The 17,387-nt window shown below is 30.8% G+C and carries 23 protein-coding genes and 1 tRNA gene; 17 read left to right on the top strand and 7 right to left on the bottom strand.

What is annotated here, in order from left to right:
* Positions 1 to 2: 2 nt before the first annotated feature.
* Both HA141_RS04485 and ureE read right to left on the bottom strand, forming a co-directional pair.
* Positions 3 to 689, bottom strand: a complete 687-nt coding sequence (locus HA141_RS04485) for an urease accessory protein UreF (RefSeq protein ID WP_209117301.1) — start codon at positions 687 to 689, stop codon at positions 3 to 5.
* Positions 682 to 1,131, bottom strand: a complete 450-nt coding sequence (gene ureE, locus HA141_RS04490) for an urease accessory protein UreE (protein WP_209117303.1) — start codon at positions 1,129 to 1,131, stop codon at positions 682 to 684. The genes HA141_RS04485 and ureE overlap by 8 nt, the downstream gene beginning before the upstream one ends.
* A 48-nt stretch (positions 1,132 to 1,179) precedes the next feature.
* On the opposite strand from ureE, the gene HA141_RS04495 reads away from it, so the two are divergent.
* Genes HA141_RS04495 through ureC form a run of 4 tightly spaced genes read left to right on the top strand, consistent with a single transcriptional unit; the run spans position 1,180 to position 4,472 of the window.
* Positions 1,180 to 2,082 carry an urease accessory protein UreD gene (locus tag HA141_RS04495; protein WP_209117305.1) on the top strand — a complete coding sequence of 301 codons (903 nt, stop codon included), beginning with the start codon at positions 1,180 to 1,182 and terminating at the stop codon, positions 2,080 to 2,082.
* Between the two features lie 50 nt (positions 2,083 to 2,132).
* On the top strand, positions 2,133 to 2,435 hold the full coding sequence (locus HA141_RS04500) for an urease subunit gamma (protein ID WP_032518832.1): 303 nt from the start codon (positions 2,133 to 2,135) through the stop codon (positions 2,433 to 2,435).
* 2 nt (positions 2,436 to 2,437) lie between these two features.
* Complete coding sequence (locus HA141_RS04505) at positions 2,438 to 2,758, top strand: urease subunit beta (protein WP_209117307.1); 321 nt, start codon at positions 2,438 to 2,440, stop codon at positions 2,756 to 2,758.
* Between the two features lie 4 nt (positions 2,759 to 2,762).
* Positions 2,763 to 4,472, top strand: coding sequence for an urease subunit alpha (ureC, locus tag HA141_RS04510; protein ID WP_209117310.1), 1,710 nt, complete (start codon positions 2,763 to 2,765; stop codon positions 4,470 to 4,472).
* Here the strand turns inward: ureC and HA141_RS04515 are convergent.
* Positions 4,469 to 5,695, bottom strand: coding sequence for a glycosyl transferase (locus tag HA141_RS04515; RefSeq protein WP_209117312.1), 1,227 nt, complete (start codon positions 5,693 to 5,695; stop codon positions 4,469 to 4,471). The two genes, ureC and HA141_RS04515, sit on opposite strands and share 4 nt — an antisense overlap.
* 50 nt (positions 5,696 to 5,745) lie before the next feature.
* Here HA141_RS04515 and HA141_RS04520 point away from each other — a divergent pair, with 50 nt between their 5' ends.
* The 6 genes from HA141_RS04520 (at position 5,746) to HA141_RS09695 (ending at position 9,987) form a co-directional block, all read left to right on the top strand.
* Entirely contained in the window at positions 5,746 to 7,506 is a 1,761-nt protein-coding gene (locus HA141_RS04520; RefSeq protein ID WP_209117315.1) for a sugar phosphorylase, read from the top strand.
* On the top strand, positions 7,507 to 8,301 hold the full coding sequence (gene yedP, locus HA141_RS04525) for a mannosyl-3-phosphoglycerate phosphatase-related protein YedP (protein WP_209117318.1): 795 nt from the start codon (positions 7,507 to 7,509) through the stop codon (positions 8,299 to 8,301). It begins immediately after the preceding gene.
* A gap of 9 nt (positions 8,302 to 8,310) precedes the next feature.
* Positions 8,311 to 9,255, top strand: coding sequence for a kinase (locus HA141_RS04530; RefSeq protein ID WP_209117332.1), 945 nt, complete (start codon positions 8,311 to 8,313; stop codon positions 9,253 to 9,255).
* A gap of 82 nt (positions 9,256 to 9,337) precedes the next feature.
* Entirely contained in the window at positions 9,338 to 9,565 is a 228-nt protein-coding gene (locus HA141_RS04535) for a DUF1830 domain-containing protein (RefSeq protein WP_209117334.1), read from the top strand.
* 97 nt (positions 9,566 to 9,662) lie between these two features.
* The gene (locus tag HA141_RS09690; protein ID WP_257472844.1) at positions 9,663 to 9,788 is read left to right on the top strand and encodes a hypothetical protein; all 126 of its coding nucleotides are present in this window, start codon (positions 9,663 to 9,665) and stop codon (positions 9,786 to 9,788) included.
* A gap of 64 nt (positions 9,789 to 9,852) precedes the next feature.
* Positions 9,853 to 9,987, top strand: a complete 135-nt coding sequence (locus tag HA141_RS09695; protein WP_011818343.1) for a hypothetical protein — start codon at positions 9,853 to 9,855, stop codon at positions 9,985 to 9,987.
* A gap of 4 nt (positions 9,988 to 9,991) precedes the next feature.
* Here HA141_RS09695 and HA141_RS04540 read toward each other — a convergent pair whose 3' ends face one another.
* On the bottom strand, positions 9,992 to 10,270 hold the full coding sequence (locus HA141_RS04540; RefSeq protein ID WP_209117336.1) for a hypothetical protein: 279 nt from the start codon (positions 10,268 to 10,270) through the stop codon (positions 9,992 to 9,994).
* Positions 10,271 to 10,351: 81 nt separating this feature from the next.
* On the opposite strand from HA141_RS04540, the gene HA141_RS04545 reads away from it, so the two are divergent.
* Positions 10,352 to 11,152, top strand: a complete 801-nt coding sequence (locus HA141_RS04545) for an undecaprenyl-diphosphate phosphatase (protein WP_209117338.1) — start codon at positions 10,352 to 10,354, stop codon at positions 11,150 to 11,152.
* A gap of 55 nt (positions 11,153 to 11,207) precedes the next feature.
* A complete protein-coding gene (locus HA141_RS04550) occupies positions 11,208 to 11,360 on the top strand; it encodes a hypothetical protein (RefSeq protein ID WP_209117341.1) in 153 nt (50 codons plus the stop codon).
* Here the strand turns inward: HA141_RS04550 and HA141_RS04555 are convergent.
* The 3 genes from HA141_RS04555 to HA141_RS04565 all read right to left on the bottom strand — a co-directional run bounded on the left by HA141_RS04555 (position 11,361) and on the right by HA141_RS04565 (position 13,975).
* Positions 11,361 to 11,434, bottom strand: a tRNA-Pro gene (locus HA141_RS04555).
* Between the two features lie 34 nt (positions 11,435 to 11,468).
* Positions 11,469 to 12,191 (bottom strand): peptide-methionine (S)-S-oxide reductase MsrA, encoded by a 723-nt coding sequence (gene msrA, locus HA141_RS04560; RefSeq protein WP_209117344.1) that lies wholly within the window; start codon positions 12,189 to 12,191, stop codon positions 11,469 to 11,471.
* A gap of 38 nt (positions 12,192 to 12,229) precedes the next feature.
* On the bottom strand, positions 12,230 to 13,975 hold the full coding sequence (locus HA141_RS04565; RefSeq protein ID WP_209117347.1) for an ABC transporter ATP-binding protein: 1,746 nt from the start codon (positions 13,973 to 13,975) through the stop codon (positions 12,230 to 12,232).
* Between the two features lie 80 nt (positions 13,976 to 14,055).
* Here HA141_RS04565 and HA141_RS04570 point away from each other — a divergent pair, with 80 nt between their 5' ends.
* From HA141_RS04570 to HA141_RS04590, 5 genes are read left to right on the top strand one after another with little or no spacing between them, the layout of a single operon-like run.
* Positions 14,056 to 14,352 carry a DUF3288 family protein gene (locus HA141_RS04570; RefSeq protein WP_209117350.1) on the top strand — a complete coding sequence of 99 codons (297 nt, stop codon included), beginning with the start codon at positions 14,056 to 14,058 and terminating at the stop codon, positions 14,350 to 14,352.
* Between the two features lie 29 nt (positions 14,353 to 14,381).
* The gene (gene trpD / locus HA141_RS04575; RefSeq protein ID WP_209117352.1) at positions 14,382 to 15,431 is read left to right on the top strand and encodes an anthranilate phosphoribosyltransferase; all 1,050 of its coding nucleotides are present in this window, start codon (positions 14,382 to 14,384) and stop codon (positions 15,429 to 15,431) included.
* Positions 15,431 to 16,570 carry a glutamine-hydrolyzing carbamoyl-phosphate synthase small subunit gene (carA, locus tag HA141_RS04580; protein ID WP_209117354.1) on the top strand — a complete coding sequence of 380 codons (1,140 nt, stop codon included), beginning with the start codon at positions 15,431 to 15,433 and terminating at the stop codon, positions 16,568 to 16,570. The genes trpD and carA overlap by 1 nt, the downstream gene beginning before the upstream one ends.
* 32 nt (positions 16,571 to 16,602) lie before the next feature.
* Positions 16,603 to 16,992, top strand: coding sequence for an STAS domain-containing protein (locus HA141_RS04585; protein WP_245157275.1), 390 nt, complete (start codon positions 16,603 to 16,605; stop codon positions 16,990 to 16,992).
* Positions 16,989 to 17,387, top strand: coding sequence for a ribonuclease III domain-containing protein (locus HA141_RS04590; protein ID WP_209117356.1), 399 nt, complete (start codon positions 16,989 to 16,991; stop codon positions 17,385 to 17,387). Before HA141_RS04585 ends, HA141_RS04590 begins: the two co-directional genes overlap by 4 nt.

Below are 17,387 nucleotides of genomic sequence, written 5' to 3' on the forward strand. Positions count from 1 at the left end.
AATTAATTTCTAAAAAGTTTTGTATAAAGGTCATTATGTTTTTGTTGGGCCATAGCTAAACCTACATTGCCAAAATAGAGGTCATCAATTTTTTTGTCCATAATTTCTTTAGAAACTTTTGAAATTATTGTTAATAAATCTCTTTGAATTAATTGTGCTTTTGTTGAACCAATAGGAATAATTCTTAATGCTGCACTAAGTTGGTTTGCACTCCACGCATAGAAAAAATTCTCAACCATTTCTAACTTCGCAATTTCAAAACAATAACAAGCCCAACTCCACGCTAAAGGCCATGAATTTTTTTTATTTTTTTTATATAGATATTCAAATCCAAATTCTTTGCTTAAATCAAAGAGAGATTTTGCCATTTGATTTTGTTGTTCTCTCATTTCGACCGAGTCTTTTGATGAGAGGATCCATTTATCCAAACTCAATAGCTTATGCAAATTACTTTTTAAATTTACGCCTTGGTTTAGCTCATAGAAAATATCAAAAAAATCTAATAATAGTTTTGCATCTAGTTTAATCTGACCAATTTTAAGTTCATTTATGATTAATTCTTTTACTGAATTTGAATCTTTCAAATTTTTATTATTTAAGTAACTCTCCAATCCCTCGGAATAACAAAATCCTCCAACTGGTAAGTTGGGGCTTATTAATAAATACTTTAATAAGTGACTTTTAATCATGACTGTGGGCACCTCTTTCCGGAAAAAATTTTTTCTGGGTATTTATGAAGTCAACATTAAAATTTTTAAGCATATTTTCAATTACGTAATCACCTTTTGTTAGAAGAATATTTTCTTCAATTTCTACTTCTACATGCCTATTTCCTAGATGATAAGCAGTTTTAATAAGTTCAATTTTAGAATTGGAACTTATTTCAATTAAATTTTCTGTTTTGGCAATTATCTCTACAAAAAAATTGGATACATTAGTTGAAAGAATATCTCCATCATTTAATTTTCCCTCTCTAGGTAATTGTAAAATTATTTCTTGATCACAATCAGTTAATCTTTTACCTCGTAAGATTCTTCTTTCATCTGAACTTAGGGTAAGTTTTAAAAATGAACCTATTTGAGGTTTTTCCTTAATCCAATCAGTAACAACTATTTGTTTATTCATTCTCATAATCAAATTTTTTGGTTACTTTAATTTAGTAATTAAAGAAAACAATTTATGATTAAAACTTCTTGGGAAGGTAATTGTTTCTTAAATTTTTTCAATAATAAAGCAAGTTTAGGAAATGTTGATAAAACAATCTTTAAATCTAAATCAACTTCTCCTTACAAGTTATTAAAGTCTACTCATGATCAGGAGGGCAGATGCATTTTACCTGTTCTTCATACGGCAGGGGGATTGGTTGGAGGTGATTTACTTGAGTTTGAGGTGAAACTTGAAAAAAACACTAAAGTATTGTTAACTACTTCTTCAGCTCAGAAAGTATATGGATCAGTTGGGATTTCTAAAATCAATCCAAAAGGAACTTTTTCAAAGCAAAAAAATCTCATAAATATTCTTGATAATTCTCATTTGGAATATCTCCCCCAAGAAACAATTATCTTTGCAAATGGTTTATATGAGCAAAATTTTAAAGTATCTATTTCAGAAACTTCAAGTTTTTTGTTTACTGATTTAATAAGACTTGGAAGATCTTCTTCCGGAGAATCTATTGAGAGTGGAATTTTTAGGTCTAAATTAGAAATTATGAGAAATAATGATTTATATGATGATTGGGAATATGTTGATCAAATTGAATTATCTAAGGGAAGTTATGTGGCCAAGTCAGGTATGGATTACATGCCTGTTTTTGGATCCTTAATTTGGATTTGCGAAAAAGATTTTTCTCCTTCAAAAATAAATAATCTTGTGGCAAAAATAAAAAAGATTTTCAATAAAACTGATAATAATTTATCTATTGGAATCCTTGAAAATGGAATCTCTGTAAGATTCCTTGGTAGTTCTTCTCAAGAAGCTAGGAAATGTTTTTTTTGTATTTGGAAACAAATTAGGTCTGTTAGTGGATTTTGTGAGCCAAAATATCAAGGTGTATGGCCTTTACAAGATTCTATGAATTATTAATTATGTTCAGAAAGAACCTTTTTTAAGAATTTATAGATTAATTTTTTATTATGCATCTTTCACCTCAAGAAAAGGATAAATTATTGATTTTTTCTGCTGCCCTCTTAGCTGAAAGAAGACTTGGTCGAGGTCTTAAGCTTAATTATCCTGAAACAATAGCTTTTTTGAGTTTTCAAGTTCTTGAAGGAGCTCGAGATGGAAAAAGTGTAAGTCAATTAATGTCAGAGGGAACTACTTGGCTTTCAAAATCACAAGTTATGGAGGGAATTCCTGAAATGGTTGATGAAGTCCAAATAGAAGCAGTTTTCCCTGATGGGACAAAGTTAGTTACTATTCACAATCCGATTAACTAGTTATGAGTAATTTAATTCCTGGCGAAATAATTCCTGCACAAGGTGAAATCGAATTAAATCTTGGTAAGGAAGTTAAAACAGTAAAAGTTTCTAATTCTGGAGATAGGCCAGTACAAATTGGTTCTCATTATCATTTTTTTGAAGCTAATAAGGCTTTAATTTTTGATCGAGAAATAACACTTGGTATGCGTCTTGACATTCCTGCAGGGACAGCAATTAGATTTGAACCTGGAGATACAACTGATGTCAAATTAGTTCCATATACAGGTTTAAGAATTGCACATGGTTTTAATTCATTGGTTAACGGTTCTTTAGATACTTAAAATTATGTCCTATAAAATTGACAGAAATACTTATGCGCAAACTTATGGACCCACTACCGGAGATAGAGTAAGGCTTGCAGATACAGAACTTTTTATAGAAGTAGAAAAGGATTTAACTACATACGGAGATGAAGTTAAATTCGGTGGAGGTAAAGTTATTCGAGATGGGATGGGACAGTCTCAAGTAAGAAGAGCTGATGGAGCTGTAGATACTGTAATAACTAATGCCTTGATAGTAGATTGGTGGGGAATAGTTAAGGCTGATGTGGGTATAAAAGATGGAATGATTTTTGAAATTGGTAAGGCTGGTAATCCTGATATCCAGGATAATGTTGATATTGTTATTGGTGCATCAACAGAAGTAATAGCTGGAGAAGGCCATATCCTTACTGCAGGTTCAATAGATACGCACATTCACTTTATCTGTCCCCAACAAATTGATACTGCAATAGCCTCGGGAATTACAACCATGTTGGGAGGAGGCACTGGTCCTGCCACTGGAACAAATGCAACTACTTGCACTCCTGGTTCTTTTCATATTTCAAGAATGCTTCAATCTGCAGAAGCATTTCCAATGAATTTAGGTTTTTTTGGAAAAGGAAACTCAACAAACGAGTGCAATCTTATTGATCAAGTTGAAGCTGGTGCATGTGGATTGAAGCTTCATGAGGATTGGGGGACTACTCCCTCTACAATAAATTCTTGTCTTAATGTTGCAGATAAATTTGACGTACAAGTATGTATTCATACTGATACTTTAAATGAGGCAGGCTTTGTTGAAGATACTATCAACGCTATTGCAGGAAGAACTATTCATACTTTTCATACCGAAGGAGCAGGTGGAGGTCATGCTCCAGACATTATTAAAATTTGTGGAGAAAAAAATGTTCTTCCAAGTAGTACTAATCCAACAAGACCCTATACGAGAAACACATTAGAAGAACATCTTGACATGTTAATGGTTTGTCATCATTTAGATTCTAAAATCCCAGAAGATATTGCATTTGCCGAATCAAGGATCAGAAGAGAGACTATTGCAGCTGAGGATATCTTGCATGATATTGGCGCCTTTTCGATTATTGCTAGTGATTCTCAAGCTATGGGAAGAGTTGGTGAAGTTATTACAAGAACTTTTCAAACCGCTCATAAAATGAAAGTCCAAAGGGGGCCGCTATCGCAAGATTCTGATAGAAACGATAATTACAGAGTAAAGAGGTATATTTCTAAAGTCACAATTAATCCTGCAATAGCCCACGGGATCAATAAATATGTTGGCTCTATAGAAAAGGGTAAAATTGCGGATTTGGTATTGTGGAAACCTTCTTTTTTTGCGGTAAAGCCAGAATTAGTTGTTAAAGGAGGATCTATAGTTTGGTCACAAATGGGTGATGCAAATGCTTCAATTCCTACTCCAGGTCCTGTACATGGTCGACCAATGTTTGCAAGTTTTGGACAATCTCTAATTAAGAGCTCTTTTACCTTTTTAAGTAAAAATTCAATTGATCAAAATATTCCAAATAAATTAGGCTTACAAAAGAAATGTATTGCAGTAGAAAATACTAGAAGTATTAATAAATTAAACTTAAAACTTAATAATAAACTACCAAATATTTCAGTTAATCCTCAAACTTATGAAGTTTTTTCTGATGGGGAACTTCTTACTTGTGAACCTCTTGATAAAGTCCCAATGGCTCAAAGGTACTTTTTACTTTAGAAGTTTTTAATTAATTCTTTTTTTGTTGTCTTTATATCTTGTGAACCAGCAATTGCCAAATCTTCTTGTAGTTTGTTCTCACAAGATAGAACTCTTGACCAACTTGGTAGCTGCTGTGTAGTAGGGCAAGCTAAGTAATCTTCAGTAGCAGGTCTCAATAGTTTGGCAAATTTTTGAACTGATAATTCTTCTTCATGCCTATCGTATGGCAGTTGATTAACTGCTGAATCTAATCCAAATTGTTTCACTCGATCTTCCCCAACTCGTTTGTACAGAACTTCTAAGGTCGCTAGTTGAGTACTTGTCAAGGTCTCTGCTTGATGCTCCATAAGACCTCTTAAAACACTTGAAAGTATTTCTGTACACATTTTTTGCAATCCTTCTTTAGATGAATCACCAATATTCTTATGTTTATGATCAAACAAACCTAGGTCAACTTGGGCTATTTTGGAGGTTCTTACGTTCCTGTAAACTTCTGATAATAAACCTATTTCTAAACCCCAGTCACAAGGAATTCGTAAATTCATAGCAAGGTCTTTAGTGAAAGCAAACTCACCAGCTAATGGATATCTAAATGATTGAAGATATTGTAAAAAGGGACCCTTCCCCACTAATTGTTCAAGACTTGCCAATAAGGGACCCACAAATAATCTTGTCGCTCTACCTTGCAATTGATTGGTTTCTAAGGATAATCTGCTGTAAAAAGCCTTTACATATGATATTCCATATGATTCATCTAGAAGTGGAAGTATCATTCTTGAGGGATACAAAGGACTAAAAGTTCTAATATCAGCGTCAAAAAGAGCGACAACTTCTGATTTTCTCGTCGCAACGCCTATGCCTTGCCAGACAGCCCACCCTTTGCCTGGAGTTCCTAAAAGTTCTAAGCCATTTTTTTCTTGGCTTTTTAATAGTTCTATTACAGAGGGAGAATTAGTCCATTGAACGTGAACTGGAAATGGCATTGAGTCAAAAAATGATTTTGCTGCTTCAACTTGCTCAATAGTTTTTGCAGAGAGAGCAATAACTAACTCATTTAAGCCTGTAAGGTCTTTTAAAACTTCTCTTATGTCTTTTAATGCTGGACGCTCAAACTCTTCATATAGGCAAGGTATTAAAATGCTAGTTGATCTTTTTTTTAGACTTTTGTTTAATTCTTTAAGTAAATTTCTTGTAACACCATATTCATGTATTGTTGTGATTAACCCTTGTTGAAAGTCCATTTTCTAATTGATGTGCAGAATAGTGTTAATACTTCAATGATTTTTTCAAAGTGAAGCAAATTGACTCAGAGAAAAAATTAGATAGATTAAAACTTTATAAATTGTTGAAAACAATTTATTCAGATAATACTACAGAAGAGATTAAATTAATTTCAAATCAATTATTACAGATTTTAGATGATTTCTCAGAGAAATCTGCTTATGAAGAAATAAGTAATAAGGAAAGATGGGATGAATCTTATTCAGTTTTAATAACTTATGCAGATAGCATTTATAAAAATGGAGAGGCAACATTAATTACTCTTCGAGATTTATTAATCAATTATTTTGGTAGTCTTTCTAAGGTTGTACATATTCTTCCTTTTCTTAAATCCACAAGTGATGGAGGTTTTGCTGTCTCTAGTTTTGAATCATTAGAAGATAAATTTGGTAGTTGGGATGATCTTAAAAGTATTTCAAAAAATCATGATTTAATGGCTGATTTGGTATTAAACCATGTTTCATCATCTCACCCATGGGTTCAAGAATTTATTAAATCTCAAGAATCAGGAATATCAAAAGTTTTTTCACCCGAACAAAATCTTGACTGGTCAAATGTTGTTAGACCAAGAAGTTCATCTTTGTTCTCTCAAATAAATACTGAAGATGGTCCTAAACAAGTTTGGACAACTTTTGGCCCAGACCAAATCGATTTGAATTGGCAAAATCCAAAAATGAATCTTGAGTTTTTAAATTTAATTATTACTTATTTATCTAATGGAATTAAATGGTTCAGACTAGATGCTGTAGGTTTTATTTGGAAAGAATCAGGAACAACATGTTTACATTTGCCAAAAGCCCATTCGATTGTGAAAATTTTAAGAGTTCTTTTAAATAATCTTCTTGATGACGGGGTTTTAATAACAGAAACCAATGTTCCTCAAAAGGAAAATTTGTCTTATCTTATTCCAGAAGATGAGGCCCACATGGCATATAATTTTCCATTGCCTCCTCTTTTACTAGAAGCAATTATTACTTCAAGAGCTGACATCTTAAATTCATGGATTTATGATTGGCCAAAGTTACCGCATGATACTACTCTTTTTAATTTCACTGCATCACATGATGGTGTAGGGTTAAGAGCTCTAGAGGGTTTAATGAATGAGCGGAGAATTAAAGAATTATTGATTAATTGTGAGAGAAGAGGGGGACTAGTAAGCCATAGACGTTTATCAAATGGTGAGGATAAACCATATGAATTAAATATTAGTTGGTGGAGTGCTATGGAAGATTCAGGTAGAGATCCTAATCGATACCAATTTAAGAGGTTTATTTTGACTCAATTATTAGTATTGGCTTTAAAGGGAGTTCCTGCTTTTTATTTGCCAGCTTTACTTGCTTCTGAAAATGATATTAAAAGTTTTTCTATGACAGGTCAAAGAAGAGACCTCAATAGAGAAAAATTTAAATCAGACAATCTTTTATCTGTTTTAAATAATCCTGAATCTAATGCTAATAAAAACTTAAAATATCTTCGTAATGCTATGGATATCAGATCAACTTTAAAGCAATTTCATCCTAATTCCGAAATGAAATGTTTGTCTAAAGGTAGAAGCGATATTGTTGTCATCAAAAGAGGTAATGGTCCACAATCTGTTTTTACAATCCATAATGTGACTGAAAATAAAATTAATTTCCAATTACATGATAATGATCTGCCAGAAATAATTGACAATGATTTAAATATGAGAGACTTTTTAACATCTACTAAATACAATTGGAAAAATATAATTCTTGATCCTTTTCAAGTTATTTGGCTTGGTGTTTTATAAATGATTGAAGATTCTTCTCTTTGGGTCGTGAGTGATGTTGATGGAACTTTAATGGATCATTCGTATGACTTAACACCTGCTAAAGAAACTATAAAAAAATTACAAAAATTATCCATACCTGTAATTCTTTGTACAAGTAAGACAGCATCAGAAGTAAAAGTTATTAGAGAGGAGCTTAATTTAACTGATCCTTATATTGTTGAAAATGGTGCAGCAATATATGGTGAATCTCTCGAAAAGGTTAATGGGGAAATTATTCTAGGAAAAAAATACAAATATCTTGAGGAAATCTTAAATTTTATTTCTAAAGAAATTGACTATGAACTTATTCCTCTTAATAATCTCACTGATCAAGAAGCAACTCAGCTTACAGGCTTAAAAGGTAATTCCTTGAACTTAATGCGCGATAGACATTGGAGTATGCCTTTTTTAAATCCACCAACTTTTTTAGAAGAGAAAATTAATATCTGCAGTAAAAAGTTTCAAGTAGATATTTTTAAGGGAAATAGAATGAGTCACCTATTATCTAAAAATTCTAATAAAGGAAAAGCAATAAATGCTCTTAAAAAATATTCAAACATTCAAAATATTCAAATTATAGGTTTAGGTGATTCTCCAAATGATTTGCCTCTACTTTTAAACTCAGATATTAAAATCGTGATACCAGGAAAAGATGGACCTAATTTAAATTTAATAAATCAATTAAAAGATTTTGAATTTACTTTAGCGTCTGAACCAAACGGATATGGTTGGAAAAATGAAATTAATAAATTAATAAATAACTTAGATAAATAATATAGAAACGTGAAAGACTTAGATATTAATTTCCCTCTTAATAAATTTGAAAAATTAATTTGTGATATTGGTTGGGAATCACTGACCGATTGGTTTAATTATTGGAATAATCAAAAAAATATTTTTTCAATTGATCAATATTGGAGTAATAAAGTAAATGATGATTGGATTTGGGGTTTGGCTTTACCTCTTTTATCTCAGGCTTATAAATTTCAAAATAATTTTTCTGATCGAAAAATAATTGGGATCTCAGCTCTACCTGGAACAGGCAAAACAACTTTGGGTAAATGGCTTGAAGCAATATCTTTAAAATTAAATTTTAAAATTGCTGTTATTTCAATTGATGATTTTTATTTACCATCTGATGAAATGAAATTGGCAATTAAGAATAATCCCTGGAATGTGTCAAGAGGTTTTCCTGGTAGCCATTCAGTAAAATTAATGCAAGAGAAACTATTTAATTGGAAATTAAATGGAGAATTGAATGTTCCTGTATTCGATAAATCATTAAGAAATGGCTTGGGCGATAGATCCCATTGGAGATCAGATAATCCTGATCTATTAATTATTGAAGGGTGGTTTTTGGGAATAAAGCCTTTTGCCAGCGATATTAATTATCAGCATATAAATTCAGCAATGTTTAGTCCTCATGAATCTTCTTATAGATATATTATTCAAGAAAACTTATATAAATATTTAGATGTTTGGAATTTGATAGATAATATTTGGCACTTAAAGCCACTGGAGTTTGAATACATGAATATTTGGAAGACAAATCAAGAAAAAGAAATGCTTCTACAGAAAGGAAATGCCCTTCAAGAAGAAAAATTATCTAATTTCTTGAGGATGCTTAACATTTCTCTTCCTCATGAAAGTTTCGATGATATTAATTCCTATGCGTTGTTATTAATTGATAAAGGGAGAAATTTAGTTGAGGTGGGATTAAATTTATAAAATTTCTTTTTTTCAGTTATTTTTTATACATTTTTGATTGCTAGTAATAGTGTTTAATTGATATTATTTTTGTTGTTTTAGAATGGTTGAGTTTTCTTACAAAAACGAAGGGAGTAGAATGGTCGTCTTGAGGTGTATTGGTCCATCAAACTTTTTTCTGGAGAGGGTTTTATTCCCAACTGATATTCTTACTTTTATGGCTCCAAACGATTCGAGAGTTGAAATATGGGGAAATGAACTTTACGGTCCTAAGTTGGAAGAGAGAATAAGAGTTTCATCAGAGAATGAAGATTCAACTTTAGTGGCCTAATAAAACTTAACTTCTTAATTGTCTTAGAGTCAAAATTTTTTACAAATACCAATTTTTTATTGATATTATCAAACTAGTTTTAGTTTTAGTTTTTGTAATGACTTATTTTTCTTCATTTGCAATAGGCGGCTTTGTGCCATCAGCGGCCATTGCTGGGGTTTTACTTCTAGTTGGTTTAGGAGCCTTCTTTTATCTTGGGATAAAAGGTCCAACCGATTATTAGGTTGAGTTTAGTTAAGAGGTGGTTATTTAGATTTTTATAACCTTATTAATTTGACTATTTAATTATGGATTTAACAACTATTTTGTTTATATTAAGTTTGCCATTTGTTTTACTCACCGTTTACTTTGGCACAAAAAATGATTTTTACGAAAGTGAAAATTATAAAGGCGATGGCTGTGCGCACGATGTTAAAAGATAATTTTTTAATTATCACCTCCAAATACACAAGTCCATTTACTATCAAATTGCCAAACAGGTTTATATATTTCATTAGTTATTTTTTCACCTGCCTCATTACATGCATCCAAGTCTTTCATTGGAATTGAGTGTAATGATGGACTTGTTATTCCGCTTACTTCTGGCCTACCTCCTGGTCCCTGTCTATATGTACCAATTATTAACCAATAATTAGCTTTTAATGTGCCAGGAAAAAAAAATGGAGAAACAAGAAATAATAATAATAAAATAGAATTTTTTTTCATTGATTTATATTATCTTTTACCTATTAAATGTAAATTGTATTTTGTAATTTGCTATTAATAAATTAGGAAGATTTATAAGTTTTGGAATATTTAGAATTTATTTTATATGGCATTATTCAAGGTTTAACAGAATTTATTCCAGTAAGTAGTACTGCTCACTTGAAAGTAATATCTTTTCTTTTAGGTCTCAATGATCCTGGACCCTCCTTGTCTGCAATTATTCAATTAGGAAGTGTTTTTGCTCTGATTTGGTATTTTAGGAACGATATTCTTAAATTAAAAAGTCAAACTTCTAAAAATATTTCTGATTATTTCATAAATGTAAGTTTATTTAGGTCTATATTTTTTAGCACTATCCCAATTGTTGTTCTTGGTGGGAGCATAAAATTATTTTTCCCATATTTTTTTGATAAAGTATTTCGTTCAAATTTATCAATTGCATTAGTATCTCTTTTTATGGCAATGTTTATGTATAAAGCAGATATTTCGAAAAAAGGTTCCATAAGTCTAAACAATCATAAATATTCAGATAGTTTTTTAATTGGTTGCTCCCAAGCTTTTGCTATTATTCCAGGTTTTTCAAGATCAGGTGTAACTATTTCTACAGCTCTAATATCAGGATGGAAAAGAGGGGATGCTGCAAAATTTTCTTTTCTTTTGGGTATACCATCTATATCTCTTGCCGCGATCGTCGAGTTTATTTCTTCGTTCAATCAATTATCTTCATTTACTTTTATTCCTCTAATTTTTGGTCTTTTTTCAACATTTTTTTCTTCTTTATTTGCTATCGATTTCCTATTAAAATATTTATCTTCTAATGGTTTAAAAATATTTATTATTTACAGGGTTGTATTTGCTGTTGTAATCCTTTTAAATTTGTGAATGGTTGTAAAAAAAACTTTTTGTAATTATGTTAATGTTTAAAAAAAAATAACAAATGCATATTTTTACATCGTTCCATCTTGGTGAAGTTGAAGTTTCGAATCTTACGATTTTAGTTTTATTTTTTTTCTCATCTTTTACTTTCGTTGCCGTAGGGATAAGCTCTTATAAGTTATATAAATCTCTTATAAGTGATGATGATAAATGATCGGAACGGCGGGATTTGAACCCACGACCCCCACTACCCCAAAGTGGTGCGCTACCAAACTGCGCTACGCCCCGTATTATTACTATAAAGATAAGAGGTATTTAAATGTTATTCTTTAACAGGTTTGTTATCAGATCTCAATACACACTTTTCTACCTCCCAATTAAAGTTTTCCCATACATAATCTTTTAATTTAAAGTTACTTCCAGTAAAAATTCCCAACTTAACTTTTGTAGGTGAAGCAGAGCAATACTGCCTGCTTCCTTCTGATGCAAGATATTGTTGATGGTAATCTTCAGCATAAAAATAATTATTAATTTTTTTTATTTCTGTTTCAATAAAACCAAGGTTTTTTTTATTTAATTCTTTTTGATATTGCTCTTTACTAGCTAATATAATTTTCTTATTATTTTCATTTTTATAATATATCGCTGACCTATACTGCGAACCAATATCATTACCTTGTCTATCTTTTTGTGTAGGGTTATGACATTCCCAAAACATTTTTAGTAGATCACTTATATCTATTTTACTTTTATCCCAAATAACTCTAACAACTTCTGCATGACCAGTTAAACCTGAACATACTTCATAATAAGTTGGGTTACTTTTACTACCACCAGCATACCCAACTGAGGTTGTTACAACTCCTGGAAGTTTCCAAAAACATTTTTCAGCTCCCCAAAAACAACCACACCCGAATATTATTTCATCTTCTTGTGAATTAGGATCTTTTCTAATATCTGACTTTAATATTCTATGGAATAAATTACCATCATTAATTAAAATGAGCTTTTCATTATTCATAATTTTTTTTAGAAATTCAAACATAATTTAAATTTTTTTTATCATAAGAAAAAAAATTAATTCTAGCTTTTAATAATATTAGTGGCTAGCTCTCTATCCCATAGTTTTTTATATAGACCATTCTCCTTTACTAAATCTTGATGATGACCTTCTTGAACTATTTCTCCTTTATCCATAACTAAAACCCTGTCGCAAGTTGCAGCCACAGATAATTGATGACTAATCATCAAAATAGTTTTTTTACTTCTTTTTCGCATTTCATCAATTATTCTTGCTGCTGTTTTATTGTCTACGCTTGCTAATGCGTCATCAAGAATAACGACGGGTGAATTTACAAGTAATGCTCTTCCAAGTGCTGTTCTTTGTCTCTGTCCACCGCTAAGTGTGATACCTCTTTCACCAACAATTGTTTTAAACTTTTGAGGAAAATTATTTATATCATCGATTAAACCAGCCTTTACAGCACTTTCTTTAATTAATTCCCTAGAAGCTTTAGGTTTCCCAAAACGAAGGTTTTCTGAGATTGTAGAAGTAAATAAAAATGCTTCTTGTGGAACTATTGCAATATTTTTTCTAAGATCTTCTAATTTAATATTTTTTATATCAATTTCATCTAAAAATAATTGACCCCCTGGAATTTCAATAGTTCTTCCAAGAGACTTCGCTAATGTGGTTTTGCCACAACCTACAGGGCCAACTATCGCAATTAGTTCTCCAGGAAAAATTTTAAAATTGAGATTTTCTAGTGAATTAAATATCGATCCGGGATATTTTATGGTTAAGTTTCTTGCCTCTAATAACCCTTCTACTTTTTTCTTTAAGAATCTACTGTTTGAACCATCTTTAATATTTGGTTTATTCTGAAATATTTCTTCTACCCGATCTAAACTTACCTGACCGAGTTGAAAAGTGTTTATTGTGAAACCTAAAAGAGCTGTTGGGAAAACGAGCCTTTCTACAAAAAGGATTAAAGCTACTAAACCACCTATTGAAATAAATCCACTCTCCAATTGATATGTACCCAATCCTAGTAAAATTAATAATGATATTGATGAAATACCTTGTAACAATGGGAATAGTGTACTCGCAGTTCTTGCAAGTTTTATCGCTGCATTTCGATAAGCATTATTATATAAACTAAATTCTTTTTTTTCTGCATTTTCTTGTGCATAAATTTTTATTGCACTTATGCCTGAAAGATCTTCTTGAATTAAATCACTAAGTTTGGATAATGATTCTTGTTGAACTTTTCTTTGTTTAACCATTCTTCCTCCGAATAAGCTCACAATTCCAAGAATAAATGGAAAGATCATTAACGTAGATATAGTTAATGTTTTATTTATTGAAAACATTGACGGAATTGTAAAAGAATAAGCCAAGACAATGTTGCATAAACTTAAAACAGTAAAACCTAAAAGCCGCCTTATGTTCTCGACATCACTTGTAGCTCTACTAATAATATCTCCGCTTCCTTTTTTTTGGATCCATTCTGGGTCTTGAACTAGTAAATGATCGAATAATTTTTGACGAAGATTCACTTCAACCTTTCTACCTATACCAAAGACAATTTGTCTTGAAAATAGTCTAATTAATCCCATACAAGTTGCTAAAAATATTAAAAATAATGATTTAGAAATAACAAATTCTGAAGAGAAATTATTTTGTAATTGATCAATTATATTTTTTACTTGAAGTGGTATTACAACGCTCAATATATTTACTATTAAAAGGGCTAAAGCTCCCAATAAAAATTCTTTTTTGTATGGTTTTAGGTATTTAGATATAACTTTTAACTTTAAATTTTTCATTTTATTTTGCCAATATGATTAAGATAATGTTTCATTTTTAAATATGTGAGCTAATTTTAGAAATGATTCATCTTTTTTCTATGAGTAACGAACAAACTCATCCCTTACATGAAACAGACAAGAATATTGTAGATTCTCTTATCAGTAAAGAAATACCAGAAGATCTTGACTTTATTAATTTAGCTAGATTGATAAATCGTTATAACGGTTTCCCTGGTGAAATTGAAATAAAAAACGATATTGAAAAAATTTTAAAATTTTGGAAAATTACTAAAAATGAACTTTTTTCAAATACAAAGAAAATTTGGTCAAAAAGCTTTAGGCCTTCTAATACAAATAAAGATTTAGTTGGGTCAGGTTTTGATACCTCAAATTAAATTCTATCTAAATAATTTTTATTTATTAAATGTCATCTAATCTATCAAACGTAGAAATTCTAAATATTTTGCTAGAAGGTTCTAATCTTGATGAAAAAAATTCTAGATCATTAATGCAAAGATGGCTTAATGATGAAATATCTGATGTTCAAACAGGAGCATTTCTGAGCGCTTTGAGAGCTAAAGGATGCACAGGTGTAGAATTGTCTTCTATGGCTGAGGAACTCTTAAATGTTTGTGAATTGCCTGTAGAAAGACCAAATTTAAACATGGTAGATACTTGTGGAACTGGTGGAGATGGTGCTAATACTTTTAATATTTCTACAGCAGTAGCCTTTGTATCTGCATCTTGTGGGGTAAAAATTGCCAAACACGGCAATAAAAGTGCTAGCGGAAAAGTTGGCTCTGCTGATGTTTTGTTGAATCTTGGTTTGAATTTAAACTGTTCATTAGAAAAAGTAGTTTCTGCAGTAAATGAAATTGGAATAACTTTTTTGTTTGCACCTGTTTGGCATAAATCTTTAATCAAACTTGCTCCATTAAGAAAGGCTCTTGGTATAAGGACTGTATTCAATCAACTTGGACCATTGGTAAATCCTTTAAGACCAAATGCGCAAGTATTGGGCGTTGCTTCAGAGGATCTTTTGATGCCCATGGGTAGTGCACTATTAAAAATGGGCATGAATAGAGCAATAGTAGTACATGGTTGTGGAGCCCTTGATGAGGCGTCTCTTCAGGGTGAAAATAAATTAGTATTTGTTGAGAATGGTGAATTACGATGCTCAAAAATAAATATTTCAGATTTTAACTATGAAAATATTTCAAACGATAAGCTTGTAGTTTCTAATAATAATTCTAACGAGGATATATTAAAGTCTGTTTTAAATGGTACTGGGGAAGAATCTCATAAAGAAGTTGTTGCTCTGAATACTGCATTAGTTCTCTGGGTAGCCGGAATTGAGGATGATCTTCATAAAGGCTTTAATAGAGCTTTATTTGCAATTAATCAAGGAGATCCCTGGAACAATTTTTTACTTTTAAAACATTTTTTATCATCTGATGAATTAATTACAAATTGATGATTAATCCATATAAGAAAAATGCAAAATTAGTTTTAAGTAATGGTATTGTATTTCCGGGATTTTCTTTTGGAGCTTCTGGTACTGCTTTTGGTGAAATAGTTTTTAATACAGGAATGACCGGATATCAAGAGGTTATTACTGATCCAAGTTATTATGGACAAATTTTAACATTCACTTATCCAGAAATTGGAAATACTGGTATTAATCTTGAAGATTCAGAATCTAGTATTAACGTTAAAGGAATAATTGTTAGAAATTATTCGTCTAACAATAGCAATTGGAGATCTCTAAAGGATTTTAATCAATGGTTAGTTGAGAAAAACATAATAGGACTTTATGGAATTGATACGAGGGCCCTTGTAAAGATTTTAAGATCTAATGGTTCGATGAACGGAATTTTAACCTCTGAAGATAAAACTGTTGAAAATTGTTTAAAAAAGATATCTGAAATTCCAAAAATGGAAGGATTAAATTTATCAAAAGAAGTTACTACAAAGCAACAATATTTATGGCAAAAACCCTCAGAAACAACTTTTGATATTAGAAAAAAATATTTAGAAAAGACTAAAAAGTTAAAAATAGTAGCAATTGATTTTGGAATAAAAAAATCAATTTTGAATAGACTAGTTTCTCATGGTTGCGAAATTTTAGTTTTACCTTATCGATCCTCTTTAAAAGATGTTTTATCTAATAAACCTGATGGAATATTCTTCTCAAATGGTCCAGGTGACCCCTCCTCCGTTAATGAAGGAATAGATTTAGCAAGATCACTTATTGAATATGGTGAAATACCTATGTTCGGAATTTGCCTTGGTCATCAAATATTTGGATTAGCTTTAGGGGGGGCAACTTATAAACTTCAATTTGGACATCGTGGTTTAAATCATCCTTGTGGCAAGAATAATAAAATTGAGATAACTAGCCAGAATCATGGCTTCGCTATTGACCCAAATTCTCTCTCAAAGGATATAGTCAAAATTACTCATCATAATCTTAATGACAACACAGTTGCTGGTTTAGAAGTTAATAATAAGCCTATATTTAGTGTTCAATTTCATCCGGAAGCAGGACCTGGACCTCATGATTCAGATTATTTATTTAAAAAATTTGTTTCTCTAATGTTAGAAAGATGTTGACATATTGTTTTCTTTTGATTTGATAATTACATTTGATACATTTATTGGAGGAATTAAAAATAGAAGATTTTCAGAAGTTAACGGTTTCTCTTAGAGGAAACATTGATTTAAGAACAAATATTATTGTTTTTACTTTTAAAGGCCAACTTGATGCCTTCTCAGAAAAACAATTTAAAAATTTTGTTAGTAATAATTTAAAAAATGAGTATCCATTCGTTATTGATCTTACAAAAATTGATTTTCTAGATTCATCGGGACTTGGAGCTCTTGTTCAGACGGCTAAAGAATGTAAAAAGTTAAAATTAGGTTTTTCAATTGTTGGTAATTCTAGAGTTGCTCAAACAATTAAACTTGTTCGTTTGGGCGACTTTCTAAATTTAAAGTCGTGTCTTGAAGATGCCTTAACTTATTTAAAAAATTGAATTATTGGATTCAAAACTTGGTTCCATATGGTAATCCTGAAGAAATAGGTGTTATTCAACTTGCTTGGCTGGGTGATTCAGTATGGGAACTTCATCAAAGACTAAGATATGTTCATTTTCCTTTGAAATCAAAAGAACTCCATTTATCAGTTGTAAACGAAGTAAAAGCAAAATCTCAATCAAATTCTTTAAGTCAAATTGAACATTTATTGAATGCAAATGAAATCGATTTAATTAGACGTGCTAGAAATAAAACTAAGAGATACCCAAAATCGTCAGACCCGACCATATACTCAAGAGCAACTGGTTTTGAAACTCTTATTGGTTGGCTATTTCTAAAAGATCCTCAAAGATTATCAACCCTTTTTAAGTATCTTGAAATTAAAATTAAATGA

It is taken from the genome of Prochlorococcus marinus XMU1402 (assembly GCF_017696205.1).
Classification (GTDB): domain Bacteria; phylum Cyanobacteriota; class Cyanobacteriia; order PCC-6307; family Cyanobiaceae; genus Prochlorococcus_A; species Prochlorococcus_A marinus_AC.

Coding starts and splice junctions, on each gene's coding strand:
- HA141_RS04495 (WP_209117305.1), top strand. CDS start 1,180: ATGATTAAAACTTCTTGGGAAGGTAATTGTTTCTTAAATTTTTTCAAT.
- msrA (WP_209117344.1), bottom strand. CDS start 12,191: ATGTTTGAATTTCTAAAAAAAATTATGAATAATGAAAAGCTCATTTTA.
- HA141_RS04485 (WP_209117301.1), bottom strand. CDS start 689: ATGATTAAAAGTCACTTATTAAAGTATTTATTAATAAGCCCCAACTTA.
- HA141_RS04515 (WP_209117312.1), bottom strand. CDS start 5,695: ATGGACTTTCAACAAGGGTTAATCACAACAATACATGAATATGGTGTT.
- ureE (WP_209117303.1), bottom strand. CDS start 1,131: ATGAGAATGAATAAACAAATAGTTGTTACTGATTGGATTAAGGAAAAA.
- carA (WP_209117354.1), top strand. CDS start 15,431: ATGATTAATCCATATAAGAAAAATGCAAAATTAGTTTTAAGTAATGGT.
- trpD (WP_209117352.1), top strand. CDS start 14,382: ATGTCATCTAATCTATCAAACGTAGAAATTCTAAATATTTTGCTAGAA.
- HA141_RS04550 (WP_209117341.1), top strand. CDS start 11,208: ATGCATATTTTTACATCGTTCCATCTTGGTGAAGTTGAAGTTTCGAAT.
- HA141_RS09690 (WP_257472844.1), top strand. CDS start 9,663: ATGACTTATTTTTCTTCATTTGCAATAGGCGGCTTTGTGCCATCAGCG.
- HA141_RS04535 (WP_209117334.1), top strand. CDS start 9,338: ATGGTTGAGTTTTCTTACAAAAACGAAGGGAGTAGAATGGTCGTCTTG.
- HA141_RS04565 (WP_209117347.1), bottom strand. CDS start 13,975: ATGAAAAATTTAAAGTTAAAAGTTATATCTAAATACCTAAAACCATAC.
- yedP (WP_209117318.1), top strand. CDS start 7,507: ATGATTGAAGATTCTTCTCTTTGGGTCGTGAGTGATGTTGATGGAACT.
- HA141_RS09695 (WP_011818343.1), top strand. CDS start 9,853: ATGGATTTAACAACTATTTTGTTTATATTAAGTTTGCCATTTGTTTTA.
- HA141_RS04570 (WP_209117350.1), top strand. CDS start 14,056: ATGAGTAACGAACAAACTCATCCCTTACATGAAACAGACAAGAATATT.
- HA141_RS04500 (WP_032518832.1), top strand. CDS start 2,133: ATGCATCTTTCACCTCAAGAAAAGGATAAATTATTGATTTTTTCTGCT.
- HA141_RS04505 (WP_209117307.1), top strand. CDS start 2,438: ATGAGTAATTTAATTCCTGGCGAAATAATTCCTGCACAAGGTGAAATC.
- ureC (WP_209117310.1), top strand. CDS start 2,763: ATGTCCTATAAAATTGACAGAAATACTTATGCGCAAACTTATGGACCC.
- HA141_RS04540 (WP_209117336.1), bottom strand. CDS start 10,270: ATGAAAAAAAATTCTATTTTATTATTATTATTTCTTGTTTCTCCATTT.